This window comes from Ectobacillus sp. JY-23, assembly GCF_023022965.1.
GTDB lineage: Bacteria > Bacillota > Bacilli > Bacillales > Bacillaceae_G > Ectobacillus.
In genome coordinates, this window is record NZ_CP095462.1 from 173,966 (window position 1) to 188,274 (window position 14,309).

Consider the following 14,309-nt stretch of genomic DNA (forward strand, 5'->3'; position numbering starts at 1 on the left):
ACTAGCTCACCTCGAAAAACGCATTCTCGTATTGATTTTCATAAACCATCTTTACACGAATATTGTATTGCTGCAAAGTTTTTAATCTATGTAATTCGGTTTCTGAAAAGGCAGAAGCGTTAGGTTTAATCACAAAAATAATAAGAGTTTTGTTCGTTTTAGAAACCAGTTCAGCTATGGGGTGCATGTCTTTAGAAAGCTCCCCTGTTACCAGCATACAGGAAGTTATTCGATTGCTGTTGGTAAGCTCACTTTGTAAAATGTTGAAAAGTGAGGAGCTACTATCATCTTGCACTTTTGCTAAATGAAAAAAGATGCTTTGAAGCTGTATCTTTCCTTTGTGAAGGGGAAAGAAGGTACGCTCTTTTCCCATCGATAAAAAAGAAGCGTGTGCGTCCTGCTGTAAAGCAGCTTTTACAAGTGATGCACAAAAGCTTACTATACCTTCAAACATTGGGGAGCTTGTCCGATCCATGATGATTAACATGTTATCACTGCGTTGTTGTTCAAACTCCTTTGTCATAATCATACTTTTACGAGCAGTTGCTTTCCAATCAATCCAGGAAAACCGATCTCCTGGTCGGTATTCACGTACACTAGCCGGCATAGAAGCGTTTTTTGAAAGAAGTGAAGCTGTTGACTGTTGACCTTGCTCGGCTCTACTGGATTGGGCAAAGCTAATGGATGTATAACGTGGATATACCAGAAGCGTGTCAAGGAGCGCTGATGAATACTCCTTGTTACACATACCTAGCATATCGCTTGTTGTAAGATGAACGGTAGAGAAAGTATGTTCACCTCGCGGAATAGAGGCAACCTCATATTGAAATTGTAAGTTTTTTTTAAACCATGGAAACAGTAACATGGTGGATGGAACTTCTGTACGTTCAAGTGAAGCAGGAAGTACATCTCTTACAATAAGATATAAAAGAGGAAAGCGATTTGGGCGTTTCATGGTTACGGTAACAGTGATGGTTTCGCCGGCAGTAAATTCTTTCTTTTCCAAGGATCTTGTAATTTCTATATGTGCTAAGTCATAAAAGGAGAGTGTCAATGCGTACAGTATAAAAGGTGTGCAGGCATACAACAGAAACCAGCTCACAAAACCACCTTGAAACATGGTATAACAAAACAAGACAAATAAACCGAACATTAAGACCAACCTGTGAAAAATTTGTTTACTAGCTTGTTTCATCACGAAAGCACAACTCCTGTAGGAACGGGAGTGCGCGTCACAATTTTTGCTATTACACTTTCCGCGGTCATACCCTCAAATTTTGCTTCCAGCTTTAAGATAAGTCGATGTGCCAATACATAAGGTGCCAACATTTTAATATCGTCAGGTACTACATACTCTCTTCCGTGAATGAGTGCGTATGCCTGTGCAACCTTTAGTAGAGCTAAAGAGCCACGCGGACTAGCCCCCAATTCAATCGTATTGTAAGAGCGGGTTTGTTGAACGATTTTAACAATATAATGCTTGAGATTTTTATCCACATAAATTACATCTACTTGTTTTTGTAATTCTTGTAATTCTTTTACTGTCACAACCGATGGAAGAGAAGAAAGTGATTTGGCGTTTCTTCCATTTAAAATTAAGAATTCTTCTTCCGGTGTTGGATATCCCATTTTAAACTTCAGCATAAATCGATCAAGCTGTGCCTCTGGCAAAGGGTAAGTCCCCTCATACTCAATAGGATTTTGAGTGGCCATCACAAAAAAAGGATAAGGCAACGGTCTAGTAATACCATCAATTGTTATATTTCCTTCCTCCATTCCTTCTAACAAGGCAGATTGGGTCTTAGGAGAGGTACGGTTAATCTCATCAGCTAATACAATATTACCCATAATAGGACCTGGGTGGAATTCAAAACGCAATTCCTTTGGATTATATACAGAGACCCCTGTAACATCAGAAGGGAGTAAATCAGGTGTAAACTGAATCCTTTTAAAATCAGCTGCAATCGATGTTGCGAGCGTACGCACCAACATAGTTTTTCCTACACCTGGCACATCTTCTAGCAGAACATGTCCTCTAGCCAGTAAAGCCGTTAAAGTGAGTACAATTTCTTTTCGTTTTCCGACAATTACATGTTCCATGTTTTCTATAATTTTTTTCGCGATAGGATGCAATGAATCTTGAATCATGATAGTCCTCCTTACATATGCAATGAAATAATAAATATCGTTTAATTATTCACATATTCGACAATGTACACCATATTACCTGTCTGAAAATTCATTTAAATAAAAAATATGAAACGGAAATGTATGAATCCTATAGGTTTTGAAAGGTGGATTTTAAAAATATAATTTTTTTATTGACAAATATCGATATTATATGCAAATATAAGTATACTAATAAAATAGTTACTTCCTCGTCAGCTCAAGATGAGGTAGAGGTCGCGATGCTTAATAGTACACTGAAGGAGAGTCAGAGAACTTGTTGAAATCAGTGGAAAGGAAGTGTCGCCGAAGCGCCGTTATTCTCTGATTACGGTAGCTGGGACTGTTTCCGAATAGGAACAGGACTGTCATGATACAAATCATGATGAACTATCCTTTTTGTCTGGGGGAAATTGCGTTCGCACCTTCAGAAGGTGTGTTTTTTTTATGCCTAATTCCATGACAAACGATAGTTTTCTATATTTTGAGCAAGAGGACATCGGAGGCGAAACAATGAATAAAGGAAAATTAGGTTTATGGATTTTAACAGCCCTGGTGGTTGGAAATATGGTTGGTTCAGGTATTTTTATGCTACCGCGTTCTTTATCTGAAGCAGCAAGTCCTGCTGGGGTGTTAGGGGCATGGTTATTAACAGGTTTTGGTGTGTTGATGACTGCGCTTGTGTTTGGTAATTTGGGGACAAGAAAGCCGGAATTGAGCGGCGGGCCGCAAATTTATGCAAAAGAGCTGTTTAAACCTGGCTCACAAGCATCTATTTTGTCTGGATTTATGGCTTCATGGGGATATTGGATTGGAAATTTAGCAGGTAATATCGCTATCATTACTACATTTGCAGGTTATTTATCAACATTCTTTCCTATTTTAACAAGTCGTGCTGAATTATTTACAATTGGCAGCTTTACGTTAAAAGTAGGCAACGCTTTAACATTTATGGTATGTACGATGTTGCTTTGGTGCACACATTTTATAATTTTAAAAGGTATTGAACAAGCGGGGAAATTAAACTTTGTTGCAACAGCAGCAAAAGTTGCGGGCTTTATGTTGTTTATAATCGTGGGCTTATTCGCTTTTCAAAAGGCAAATATTTTACCATTTGTAGCACCGCGTGCTGATGAAGCTGGCGCTACAATTGGTCTTTTTGGACAAATTAACAATGCGGCTGTTGCTACGTTATGGGCATTTATCGGTGTTGAATCCGCTGTAGTCTTCGCATCGAGAGCGAAAAGGAAAGTAGATGTAAAGCGAGCAACGATTCTTGGTTTGTTCATAGCACTGGCCATTTATATTGGTATTAGTACACTTGTAATGGGAATGCTTGAGCAACAAGTCTTGGTTACGTCTGAAAAACCACTAATTGATGCAATTGAAACGGTGCTTGGACCGGTAGGGGGTAAGCTTTTAGCTGCAGTAGGTCTCATCAGCTTATTTGGTTCTACGATTGGTTGGGTAATGTTAAGTGCAGAGGTGCCGCATCAAGCAGCAAAGCAAGGCCTGTTTATTCCTGCATTTTTAAAAGAAGGGAAAAAGGGTATTCCGACTTTCTCTCTGATTGTAACAAACTTATTGGGTCAACTGTTCATCTTTTCTACAGTATCTAATTCTATTTCAGCGGCGTTTGACTTTGTTATTTATATCGCAACACTTTCTTATTTAGTACCTTACTTTATTGCCTCTGTTTTCCAACTAAAATTGGTAATTACAGGTGAAACGTATGAAGATGGAAAAGGGCGTATGCTAGATGCTATCATTGCAACCCTATCTACGCTGTACTCAATATGGGTAATCATAGCGGGTACAGCTGATTTAAAAACCTTCGCATTCGGCATGATTTTGCTTGCAAGTGGCATTTTCTTCTATGGTACAATGAAACATCATCCTTTATATGAACAAAAATAATTTGTTTAAAAAGCAAGTAGCTATGAGCTACTTGCTTTTTATATGAATATTTTTCCTGTTTCTAACAAAAGACCAATTATAAATCCACAAACCGCGCCATTAACACGAATCCACTGCAAGTCTTTTCCGACGTTATTTTCAATCATTGCAATAAGTGTGTTATCGTCTAATTTATCTAAGTTCTCTTGTACTAACTTTCCAATTTTATGATGATTTGTCTCAATAAATCCAGCAATTTGCTTATGTAGGCTATGTTCTATATGGATCTTGTATGATGGCTGCTTTAGCCAAGCAACCATTTTTTCTAACAATGGAATTGCATATCTTTCAACAAAAGCATCTGTTTGTACAAAGGTGAGTGCTCTTTGTTTAATGTTTGTAAGCAAATCTGTTAATAAGCTTGACATACTATATGAATCCAGTATGCTTGTTTTCCATGAATCGATGCTATTTATGAGCTCCTCATTACTTTTGCCTTTTTCTAGTTCACTCTGCAGTTTTTCCAACAAAGAGCGGCGATTGTCATTTTCTTCATTTTGTAAGCTATGAATCCCACCTATAATGAATTCCTGTATAAATCCACCCAATTTGTCAGCGTCAATTACGTTAATGAATGATTTAAGCGCGAATTGTAAAAATCCATCCAATTCTATATTTTGAATGGCCTTTAAAGCAACGTTGCCCAGTGTAGTTTTTGTTTCTTCTTTTTCTGCCCAGTGTTTCGCTTTTATTAAGATATAGTCCAAAGCTTTTTCATCGTAACGATCTTGTAGAATCCGATCTATAATTAGGGTTACAATACGTTTCGTATCAGCTGACAGCACATATTGTTTCAACTCTTTTTCAATGTAAGGAGCGAGCATCTCTGGTTGAACATGCTCTAGTAGTTTGCGTGCAATGGTTATGACTGCTGTTCGGGTTGCATTCGTGTGCAGCTTTGCTTCAAGCCAAGCGAGCAATTTAGAAATAATATCAGCTTTTTGTAACTTTTCCATAATGCTTTCTTTTGTTAACCATTCATGCTCAAGCATATGAATGAGTCCTGTTGTTACACGCTGTCTGTTCTTAGGAAGCAATGCTGTGTGGGGAATCGGAATGCCAAGTGGGTGCCGAAATAAAGCGGTGACGGCGAACCAATCAGCAAGTCCCCCCACCAGTCCAGCTTCAAAAGCGCCGTGTAAAATAACACCTGTTGTCGTATCTAGAGGTAAAGTACTTAAAAACCCCGCTCCCATTACAGCTAAAGATGTTCCTGCTAAGTATTTGGATTTTGGTGCCATCTTGCATCACTCTCCTGTTCACTTTATCATTCAGAACGAGTAGAGCACCGCCGCAACGGTGCCCTCTAGTATATGTATTTGCTATTTCGACACGTTTTGTTTATATTGTAAGCTTTTAAACAACTGCGTAAGCTCTTGTTCTGTTAAGTCGCGCCACTTGCCAACCGGCAAATTTTGCAAGTGAATGTTCATAATACGTACACGCTGTAAACTGACAACACGATAGCCGAGAGCAAGACACATACGACGAATTTGTCTGTTAAGCCCCTGTGTTAAGATAATACGAAATACACGATCCGATTCCTTCATAATTTTACAAGGCAGTGTTTTTGTATCTAAAATTTCCACACCAGCACTCATTCGTTTTAAAAATTCATTGGTGATAGGTTTATTAACGCGAACGATATATTCTTTTTCATGATGATGCTCAGCTCGTAATATTTTATTTACAATATCACCATCATTTGTCAATAAAATTAAACCATTAGAATCTTTATCGAGACGACCAATAGGGAAAATCCGCATTGGATGATTGACAAAATCGACAATATTTCCTTTGATATGTCGCTCTGTTGTACAGGTGATACCTATCGGCTTATTAAGAGCGATATAAACATGTTTTGGTTTAGCTTTTACCGGCTTGTTATCTAATCGTACATCATCGCCTTCGTGAACCTGACTACCAAGTTCAGCGATTACGCCGTTAATCGTTACTCTTTTATCGGAGATCCATTGGTCTGCTTGGCGTCTAGATCCAATACCCGTCTCACTGATAAATTTATTAATTCTCAACAGAAACCCACCTTCATTGCGTTATAAATTAAATGTAGCGTGATATGCCAAATAAGTCAACGGTGATGCCTTGTCATACGTAAACAAAGGGGGTTCTTAAAAAGATGTTTGGCATGTAAAACACGTTTTTTTACAGGTGCAAAAGGGGATGACTGTAAGGTAAAAATCTAAGTCAATTCATGTATGTATCTCTGTATGTTGTCGATATGTGAAAGCTGTGGCTTAGCATATTTGCACTATCAGAATAACGAGAGGGGGAGTCTTTTGAAAGACTCCCCTAACATTGTGAAGTGAATTAAAAAGCAGCTCCCATAGCACTTGCTTTTTTGATTGCTTCTTGTTTAATACGTTCAGCTTCGGTTGGCTGTGCGGCATGACCTTCTATAAATAGCGTTTGAAAATCTGTTATACCAAAAAATGTACCAATTGCTTGTAAATATTTTGGCGCAAAATTAAAGCCCTCTGCTGGACCGCTGGAGTACACGCCACCTGAAGCCTGTATATGCAGTATTTTTTTACCTTGTAATAAGCCCACAGGACCATTTTCTGTGTACTTAAAAGTTTTTCCAGCAACTGCAACGCTGTCAATATAAGCTTTTAAAATAGGAGGGAATAAGAAGTTCCACATAGGTGTAACAAATACAAATTTATCGTGACTGACGAATTGATCGACAAGTTCAGTCAAACGTGCAACCTTTGTTTGCTCCTCAGAGCTTAGTGCGTCAAAGGCTTGTCCCTGTTGTAACTTCCCCCAACCGTTAAACACATCTAAATCAATATGAGGTATATTTGTCTTGTATAAATGAAGCTCAGTAACTGTATCAGTACCATTACTTTCTTTATATGCCTGTAAAAATGCATCGCCGGCAGCGAGGCTAAAGGAGTGTGGTGCATTTGCTTGTTCGTTTGCAAATGGGTGAGCTGTAATATATAAAAGCTTGTTCATGTTTGTCCCTCTTTTCTTGTTGTCGTGCGGTTCATTTTATATTATGAAGAGACTGCTTTTAGACATACATGTAGGTTTTTACAATTTTGTACATTCTGGGGAATTATTGTTGTTCCAGCCATTCAAACATACGTAAAAGTGCATGTTGGTGAACAATAGGCGGAAGATGATGTCCGTATCCCTCATATAAATGTAATGTTACAGGATGTGATTGCTCCTGCAGTGCATGATACATATCCATGCCATGATGATGGTCTACTTGTACATCGGCTGTGCCGTGCATAATTAAAACCGGACACTGTATATACTGCGTCATATAGATCGGGGACCTATGCTTATATGCATGTGGTACCTTGTTAGGAGATCCGTTTAGTACTCGTTTTAACATTCTGCGTAGATCAATGCGTTCTTCATATGTTTGGGCTAAGTCTGAAACGCCGCCCCATAATACAAGTTTATGTACATCATACAGTTTTACAGTTGTTTGCACAGCATTGATAGCACCTCGTGAAAAGCCCATAACAGAAACTGTGGTTGTAAAGGGTAGGCTTTGTAAGAAATGGTAGGCAGCTACTACATCTTCGTTTTCTGCGCCCCCAAATTCATCGCGCCCTTCGCCGCCCTCATTGCCGCGATAAGAGGGGGCAAATACAACATAACCATGCCGGGTAAATTGTTCAATCCATTCTAGCTTTACTTTTCCGACCTTGCCGATGCCACCTCTGCAATACAAGAGGGCAGGAAAAGGTCCAAGCTGTTTATTTATAGGAAAGTCATTCGTTAAAGGTATTGTTGGAAGAGCAGCTTGATATAGGTTCGTTATATGCTGCTGCAACTCTTCGAACGAGTATATAAAGCCTGGAGGAAGTCCTAAATAACCTTTTACTCGCAAATTGTTAGAGATGTATGTAATATGATAAATCATAAGCAGGCTCCTAGAAATTTTGTGATGTGTAACATATGATATGTACAAAGTATACAGCAATTTTTAGAAAATAATAAAGCTGACAAAAATAAATTTTTGTACCATTTTTCGAATAACCGTGCTATAATATGGTTAATTGTTTTTGTTCGGTATATGCTGGATAGAAGAAATGTTTATACAATCATCTTGAAAGAGTATCTAGAGCAAGAATAAGTAATATAATGTGGGATAGTCCACACAGGAGGTACAACACATGTTACAAGGTAAAGTAAAATGGTTCAACGCAGAAAAAGGTTTCGGCTTCATCGAAGTTGAAGGTCAAGACGATGTATTCGTTCACTTCTCCGCTATCCAAGGCGAAGGCTTTAAAACTTTAGAAGAAGGCCAAGCAGTTTCTTTCGAAATCACTGAAGGTCCTCGTGGTCCTCAAGCTGCTAACGTTCAAAAGTAATTGTGAAAAGAACTCCGTTTTCGGAGTTCTTTTTTGTATACATAAAAACCGCTCTCCTTAGAGAGCGGTTTTTATTAAAGCTTAAAAGAACTTTTTAAGGAAACGATCAAGTTAAATACAGGTTTTTTCGATGTTGTATGTTTTGGGTCTACGTTAAAGTAACCATGACGGAAAAATTGGAACTTATCCTGTGCTTTTACTTCTCTCATATTCGGCTCAATAAAGCCTTGCAGAATTTGCAATGAATTTGGATTCACATTCTCGAGGAATGTTGTGCCTTCTTTTTCTTCGTCTAAAATAAGTGGCTCATACAGACGGAATTCTGCAGGTACAGCTTGTGTAGCTTCTACCCAGTGTAATGTTCCTTTTACTTTTCGGCCGGTAAAGCCTGTTCCACTTTTGGTTTCTGGATCATATGTGCAACGTAATTCGATGACATTTCCATTCTCATCCTTAATGACTTCTTCACATTTGATGAAGTAAGCATGTTTTAAGCGTACCTCATTGCCTGGGAAGAGGCGGAAATACTTTTTAGGCGGATTCTCCATAAAGTCATCTTGTTCAATATAAATTTCACGAGAAAATGGAATTTTACGCATACCCATCTCAGGGTTTTCTGGATTAATTTCAGCATCTAGCCATTCTACTTGACCCTCTGGATAGTTCGTAATAACAACTTTGAGCGGGCGTACAACACCCATTGTGCGCGGCGCTTTTAATTTCAAATCTTCACGTACAAAGTGCTCCAGCATTGCTGTATCTACAATGCCCGTTGTTTTGGCAACACCAATTTCACGGCAGAATGTACGAATTGCTTCCGGTGTGTAACCGCGGCGGCGAAGCCCCGAAATAGTCGGCATGCGCGGATCATCCCAGCCATCTACATAGCCTTCTTCCACAAGTTGCTTTAATTTCCGCTTACTCATTACAGTATTTGTTAAATTTAAGCGACCAAATTCAATTTGTTGCGGCTTGCTTTCCATCTCGCAATTCTCGATAAACCAGTTGTAAAGAGGACGTTGATCTTCAAATTCTAGTGTACAAATGGAGTGTGTAACATCCTCCAGTGCGTCTTCAAGTGGGTGTGCAAATGCATACATTGGATAAATGCACCACTTATTCCCCGTGTTATGGTGCGTTGCATGTGCAATGCGATACATAACAGGGTCACGTAAGTTAATATTAGGAGAAGTCATATCAATTTTAGCGCGAAGCACCTTTTCACCGTCACCAAATTCTCCATCGCGCATGCGTTTGAATAAATCTAGATTTTCTGTAACAGATCGATTGCGATAGGGGCTTTCCTTTCCAGGTGCAGTTAATGTGCCACGATATTCGCGAATTTCCTCTGCTGTTAAATCATCAACATAGGCTAAGCCCTTTTTAATAAGAAGAACAGCGCGATTGTACATTTCATCAAAGTAATTTGATGCGAAAAATAACCCGTCCCATTCAAAGCCAAGCCATTTTACATCTTCTTTAATGGAGTTAACAAATTCGATATCTTCTTTTAACGGATTGGTATCATCAAAGCGTAAATTTGTTTTGCCGCCAAATTCATCTGCCAGCTCAAAATTCAGCACGATAGACTTGGCATGTCCGATATGTAAATATCCGTTTGGTTCTGGCGGGAAACGTGTAATAATATGATCGTGCTTCCCAGTTTCTAAATCTTCTTTTACAATGTTTCTAATAAAATTAGAAGCGTTATGTTCCACGTATTTCAACCTCTTTCATTTTCTATATTGTATCATTTTACCTGTATTATATAACATAAGTAAAGAGTTTGCTGAATGAAAGCTTGTGCGCTCCATTTTTTAGTTAGTTATGTTGTAAATTAAGCCGAAATTCACTTTGGTTGTGAGCATAGCTACAAAGCGTGTTATGATAGTTATAAAAAAGGAGGTTTTATTTTGATGCAAATTGATGAGCAACGCATTGTACAATACATAAGAGACCTTGTAGAAATTCCTAGCCCTTCTGGTTATACAGAAGAAGCTATTGCATATGTGGCGACCTTTATGAACAAACATAACGTCCCATTTGAAATTACGAAAAAAGGGGCATTGCTGGCAACGCTCTCTGGTAAAGACAAGACACGACATCGCCTGCTTACAGCCCATGTCGATACTCTTGGTGCCATGGTGAAAGAAATTAAAAGTGATGGCCGACTTAAACTAACAATGGTAGGGGGATTTCGTTGGAACTCTGTAGAGGGTGAATATTGTACGATTCACACTGCAAATGGTACAACATACACAGGTACAATTCTTGTACATCAAACTTCTGTTCATGTGTATAAAAATGCAGGTGATGTAAAGCGTGACGAAGATCATATTGAAGTTCGACTAGATGCAGCGGTAAAGTCTAAGGCAGAAACAGAGCAACTAGGCATTCATGTGGGGGATTTCGTATCGTTTGATCCACGCTTTCAAATTGCAGGTGACTTTATTAAATCGAGACATTTAGATGATAAAGCAAGTGTTGGGATTTTACTTCACCTAATAGAAGTCATTCAAGAAGGCGAGTTAGATTTACCTTACACAATACATATTTTAATATCAAATAATGAAGAAATCGGTTATGGTGGTAACTCTAACATTCCAGCTGAGACAGTCGAGTACATAGCTGTTGATATGGGAGCAATTGGTGATGGACAAGCAACAGATGAATATACAGTTTCTATTTGTGCCAAAGATTCGAGTGGACCATATCATTATAAACTGCGTCAGCATTTGACAAACTTGGCCATTACAAATGATATTGGATATAAAGTAGATATTTATCCGTTTTATGGTTCCGATGCTTCAGCTGCGATTCGCGCAGGTTACGATATTAGACATGGATTGATCGGTCCAGGCATCGATGCTTCACATGCTTTTGAACGTACGCACGTTTCTGCTCTGCGTCATACAACACATCTATTGTGGCGATATATATACTCTCCTATGTTTTAGGAAAAACGCTTCCTTTTACGGAAGTGTTTTTTTTCTGCAAGAAAACAGGAAAACTTTGCAAATGTACGACGTATTCTATTGAAGAGAACATAAAATGAAGGGTTGCCTGTTCTTTGTGAAGATAGTATGATTTATAGCACATTTGCGTGCATAGGAGCAATAATGAAAGCGTTTTATACCTAGAGATAGAAACTAGCGTGAGGAGAGTTCAACAGTGATAAATGAACAAGAACGGTCGTCCCGCTTAAGTCGAAATTTTATGGAGAGGATTTACAGGGAGCGAAAGTATAGATTGTATGTTCCTGATAACTGCACGTATCCATCTCCACTTATCGTTATGCTACACGGTTGTACACAGGATTCTATACAATTTGCCGCAGCTACAAACATGAATGCATTAGCTGAAAAAGAAAAATTTTTTGTTATGTATCCAGAACAAACAACAGGAGCAAATCCAAATAAATGCTGGAATTGGTTTGACGCTGCTCACCAAACAAGAGAAAAAGGGGAACCTGCTCTTATTGCTGGAATGGTGGAGGATGTGAAGCGGGATTATGATATTGCTCATGATAAAGTGTTTGTGGCTGGATTATCTGCGGGGGGAGCCATGAGTGTTATTTTAGGCGTAGCATATGCGGATGTATTTACAGCCATTGCGGTATGTTCTGGACTTGAATATAAAGCAGCGCCTAGTATTTTGCATGCATACAGCGCTATGAGAAGAGGAGGACCGCTACCGGCTCAGCAGGGAGACCTTGCGTATGCGGCAATGGGGATGAAAAAAGTAATTCCGGTTATTGTCTTTCATGGCATGGCAGATCGAACTGTTCATCCATGCAATGGCCATCAAGTTGCTATGCAGTGGGTGCGTACCAACAGCAATCATTCCAAGTATCGCATGCTGCCACCAGAAGTAACTGTCTATCCAATAGAAGGCAGACATCACTACAACCATACCATATATCGTGATAGCACGGGACGAAGTATAGTAGAGGAATATATGGTTGAAAACATGGGGCATGTATGGTCTGGTGGAAATAAAATGGAGTCTTTTACAGATGAACAAGGACCTGATGCTACACAAATAATTTGGGAGTTTTTTAAAAAAGCATTTTCGTAATATACAATTTGTTAATATAACTGATGTGGTGAAATGTATTAAGGTACGTTAAGCTGGTTTGTAGTTTAGAACAAATATAGTTGTTTTTTTAAAAACTATTGACATATAATAAAAGTCATGGTAGTTTTAGTACGATTAATATAAACGGAAAAATGGAAAGGTGATTATCATGACGCAGCAACTTAATGTATGCATGACAATTAAACATCATCATTTGTAAGCTCTGCGTCTCACTTTGTTGTGGGGAAGCAGGGCTATTCCTGTTTACCCACAATGCCAAGCCATGTGGGTATTTCTATACCTACATGGCTTTTTTGTGGTTCAGTTCCAGTGCTTCATCATCTAAATGCATAAAAACTGGAATACGCTGGAGTTGAATAGACCACTTGGTTTTTTCTTATTTCGTTTATTAAAAAGGAGGATTTACATTGAATGCAGTTTTAGTTGCAGTAATAGTTATGTTAATTTTGAGTTTACTACGAGTGCACATTGTATTGGCGCTTGTCATTGGTGCTTTTACCGGTGGTATCATTGGTGGGCTTGGTGTGCAGGATACGATTTCTGTATTTACCGAAGGGCTTGGCTCTAACGCGAGCATCGCGCTCAGTTACGCGTTACTTGGTGCATTTGCAGTCACACTCTCTAAAACAGGGTTACCAGATGCGCTCATTGATGTGGCCATTCGCTTAGTGGGCAAAGAGGGAGATTCAAAACGTAAAACATATTCAAAAGTATTAATTTTACTGATTATATTAATGATATCATGCTTCTCGCAAAATATTATCCCGGTGCACATTGCATTTATTCCAATTTTAATTCCGCCTTTGTTGAAAGTATTAAATGAATTAGAAGTGGACAGACGTCTGGTAGCTAGTGTTATTACTTTTGGACTTATTACACCTTATATGTGGATTCCTGCTGGATTCGGTACAATCTTTCACCAAATCATGCAAACTAATATGAAAGAAAGCGGTATGAATATCGATATAGATATGATTCCAAAAGCAATGACAATTCCATCGCTTGGTATGATTGTTGGATTGCTCATTGCAGTATTTATTACGTATCGTAAGCCAAGACAATATGAAACTATTAACGTTGCAACTGAGCAAGAACGAGTGTTATATACAAACAAAAGTATTCTCATTGCAATGATCTCTGTTGTAGTAACATTAGTTGTACAACTGCAGACCGATTCTATGATTTTTGGGGCATTGGCCGGTACTACTATTTTAGTTGCTGCAGGCGTACTGAAAGTAAAAGAGTCTGAGCAAGTGTTAACAGATGGTATGCGCATGATGTCGTTTATAGGATTTGTTATGATATCGGCTGCTGGATTTAGCGCAGTTCTGCGTAAAACAGGAGATGTAGAATCTCTTGTGAAAACGAGTGTAGAGCTGATTGGAGATAATAAATTGTTAGCTGCATTTCTTATGCTTGCAATTGGTTTACTGATTACAATGGGTATTGGTTCTTCGTTCTCAACTATCCCAATTTTAACAACAATCTTTGTGCCGTTGTGTATGCAACTGGGCTTTAGTGAAATGGCTACCATCGCAATCATTGGTGCTGCAGGTGCACTAGGTGACGCTGGTTCACCAGCTTCAGATAGTACGCTTGGTCCAACAGCGGGATTAAATGCGGATGGGCAGCATAATCATATTTGGGATACCTGTGTACCAACTTTTGTACACTACAACATTCCTGTTTTAATTTTTGGTGTTATTGCTGCAATGGTGTTATAAGAATTAAGTC

Annotated in this window: 12 protein-coding genes and 1 riboswitch; of the genes, 5 read left to right on the plus strand and 7 right to left on the minus strand. The window is 38.7% G+C overall.

The features are described from left to right. Position 1: 1 nt before the first annotated feature. Together MUG87_RS00870 and MUG87_RS00875 are read right to left on the minus strand one after the other, a co-directional pair. The gene (locus MUG87_RS00870) at positions 2 to 1,195 is read right to left on the minus strand and encodes a DUF58 domain-containing protein (RefSeq protein ID WP_247087836.1); all 1,194 of its coding nucleotides are present in this window, start codon (positions 1,193 to 1,195) and stop codon (positions 2 to 4) included. Then, positions 1,195 to 2,148: an AAA family ATPase gene (locus MUG87_RS00875; RefSeq protein ID WP_247084670.1), complete on the minus strand. Its 954-nt coding sequence runs from the start codon at positions 2,146 to 2,148 to the stop codon at positions 1,195 to 1,197. Before MUG87_RS00875 ends, MUG87_RS00870 begins: the two co-directional genes overlap by 1 nt. Before the next feature lie 241 nt (positions 2,149 to 2,389). Beyond that, a riboswitch (Lysine riboswitch) is annotated at positions 2,390 to 2,567 on the plus strand. A gap of 112 nt (positions 2,568 to 2,679) precedes the next feature. On the opposite strand from MUG87_RS00875, the gene MUG87_RS00880 reads away from it, so the two are divergent. Then, on the plus strand, positions 2,680 to 4,083 hold the full coding sequence (locus tag MUG87_RS00880; protein ID WP_247084672.1) for an amino acid permease: 1,404 nt from the start codon (positions 2,680 to 2,682) through the stop codon (positions 4,081 to 4,083). 38 nt (positions 4,084 to 4,121) lie between these two features. On the opposite strand, the gene MUG87_RS00885 is transcribed toward MUG87_RS00880, so the two are convergent. The 4 genes from MUG87_RS00885 to MUG87_RS00900 form a co-directional block, all read right to left on the minus strand. Beyond that, the gene (locus MUG87_RS00885) at positions 4,122 to 5,363 is read right to left on the minus strand and encodes a DUF445 domain-containing protein (protein ID WP_247084674.1); all 1,242 of its coding nucleotides are present in this window, start codon (positions 5,361 to 5,363) and stop codon (positions 4,122 to 4,124) included. 81 nt (positions 5,364 to 5,444) lie between these two features. Then, complete coding sequence (gene rluF, locus MUG87_RS00890) at positions 5,445 to 6,155, minus strand: 23S rRNA pseudouridine(2604) synthase RluF (protein ID WP_247084677.1); 711 nt, start codon at positions 6,153 to 6,155, stop codon at positions 5,445 to 5,447. 295 nt (positions 6,156 to 6,450) lie between these two features. After that, positions 6,451 to 7,101: an FMN-dependent NADH-azoreductase gene (locus MUG87_RS00895; protein ID WP_247084678.1), complete on the minus strand. Its 651-nt coding sequence runs from the start codon at positions 7,099 to 7,101 to the stop codon at positions 6,451 to 6,453. Positions 7,102 to 7,204: 103 nt separating this feature from the next. After that, positions 7,205 to 8,026 (minus strand): alpha/beta hydrolase family protein, encoded by an 822-nt coding sequence (locus MUG87_RS00900; RefSeq protein WP_247084680.1) that lies wholly within the window; start codon positions 8,024 to 8,026, stop codon positions 7,205 to 7,207. 253 nt (positions 8,027 to 8,279) lie between these two features. Here MUG87_RS00900 and MUG87_RS00905 point away from each other — a divergent pair, with 253 nt between their 5' ends. Continuing rightward, complete coding sequence (locus MUG87_RS00905; RefSeq protein ID WP_124564007.1) at positions 8,280 to 8,477, plus strand: cold-shock protein; 198 nt, start codon at positions 8,280 to 8,282, stop codon at positions 8,475 to 8,477. Positions 8,478 to 8,551: 74 nt separating this feature from the next. Here the strand turns inward: MUG87_RS00905 and MUG87_RS00910 are convergent, their stop codons facing one another. Next, entirely contained in the window at positions 8,552 to 10,195 is a 1,644-nt protein-coding gene (locus MUG87_RS00910; protein WP_247084682.1) for a glutamine--tRNA ligase/YqeY domain fusion protein, read from the minus strand. Positions 10,196 to 10,393: 198 nt separating this feature from the next. Between MUG87_RS00910 and MUG87_RS00915 the strand changes: the two genes are divergently transcribed. From MUG87_RS00915 to MUG87_RS00925, 3 genes are all read left to right on the plus strand, one after another. Next, positions 10,394 to 11,434 (plus strand): M42 family metallopeptidase, encoded by a 1,041-nt coding sequence (locus tag MUG87_RS00915; RefSeq protein WP_247087408.1) that lies wholly within the window; start codon positions 10,394 to 10,396, stop codon positions 11,432 to 11,434. 214 nt (positions 11,435 to 11,648) lie between these two features. Continuing rightward, a complete protein-coding gene (locus MUG87_RS00920) occupies positions 11,649 to 12,554 on the plus strand; it encodes an extracellular catalytic domain type 1 short-chain-length polyhydroxyalkanoate depolymerase (RefSeq protein WP_247084684.1) in 906 nt (301 codons plus the stop codon). Between the two features lie 428 nt (positions 12,555 to 12,982). Next, positions 12,983 to 14,299 (plus strand): Na+/H+ antiporter family protein, encoded by a 1,317-nt coding sequence (locus tag MUG87_RS00925; protein WP_247084687.1) that lies wholly within the window; start codon positions 12,983 to 12,985, stop codon positions 14,297 to 14,299. Positions 14,300 to 14,309 lie beyond the last annotated feature (10 nt).

Excerpts from the sequence above, each read along its gene's own strand:
- MUG87_RS00870 (WP_247087836.1), bottom strand. The coding sequence starts at position 1,195 with ATGAAACAAGCTAGTAAACAAATTTTTCACAGGTTGGTCTTAATGTTC.
- MUG87_RS00875 (WP_247084670.1), bottom strand. The coding sequence starts at position 2,148 with ATGATTCAAGATTCATTGCATCCTATCGCGAAAAAAATTATAGAAAAC.
- MUG87_RS00880 (WP_247084672.1), top strand. The coding sequence starts at position 2,680 with ATGAATAAAGGAAAATTAGGTTTATGGATTTTAACAGCCCTGGTGGTT.
- MUG87_RS00885 (WP_247084674.1), bottom strand. The coding sequence starts at position 5,363 with ATGGCACCAAAATCCAAATACTTAGCAGGAACATCTTTAGCTGTAATG.
- MUG87_RS00895 (WP_247084678.1), bottom strand. The coding sequence starts at position 7,101 with ATGAACAAGCTTTTATATATTACAGCTCACCCATTTGCAAACGAACAA.
- MUG87_RS00900 (WP_247084680.1), bottom strand. The coding sequence starts at position 8,026 with ATGATTTATCATATTACATACATCTCTAACAATTTGCGAGTAAAAGGT.
- MUG87_RS00905 (WP_124564007.1), top strand. The coding sequence starts at position 8,280 with ATGTTACAAGGTAAAGTAAAATGGTTCAACGCAGAAAAAGGTTTCGGC.
- MUG87_RS00915 (WP_247087408.1), top strand. The coding sequence starts at position 10,394 with ATGCAAATTGATGAGCAACGCATTGTACAATACATAAGAGACCTTGTA.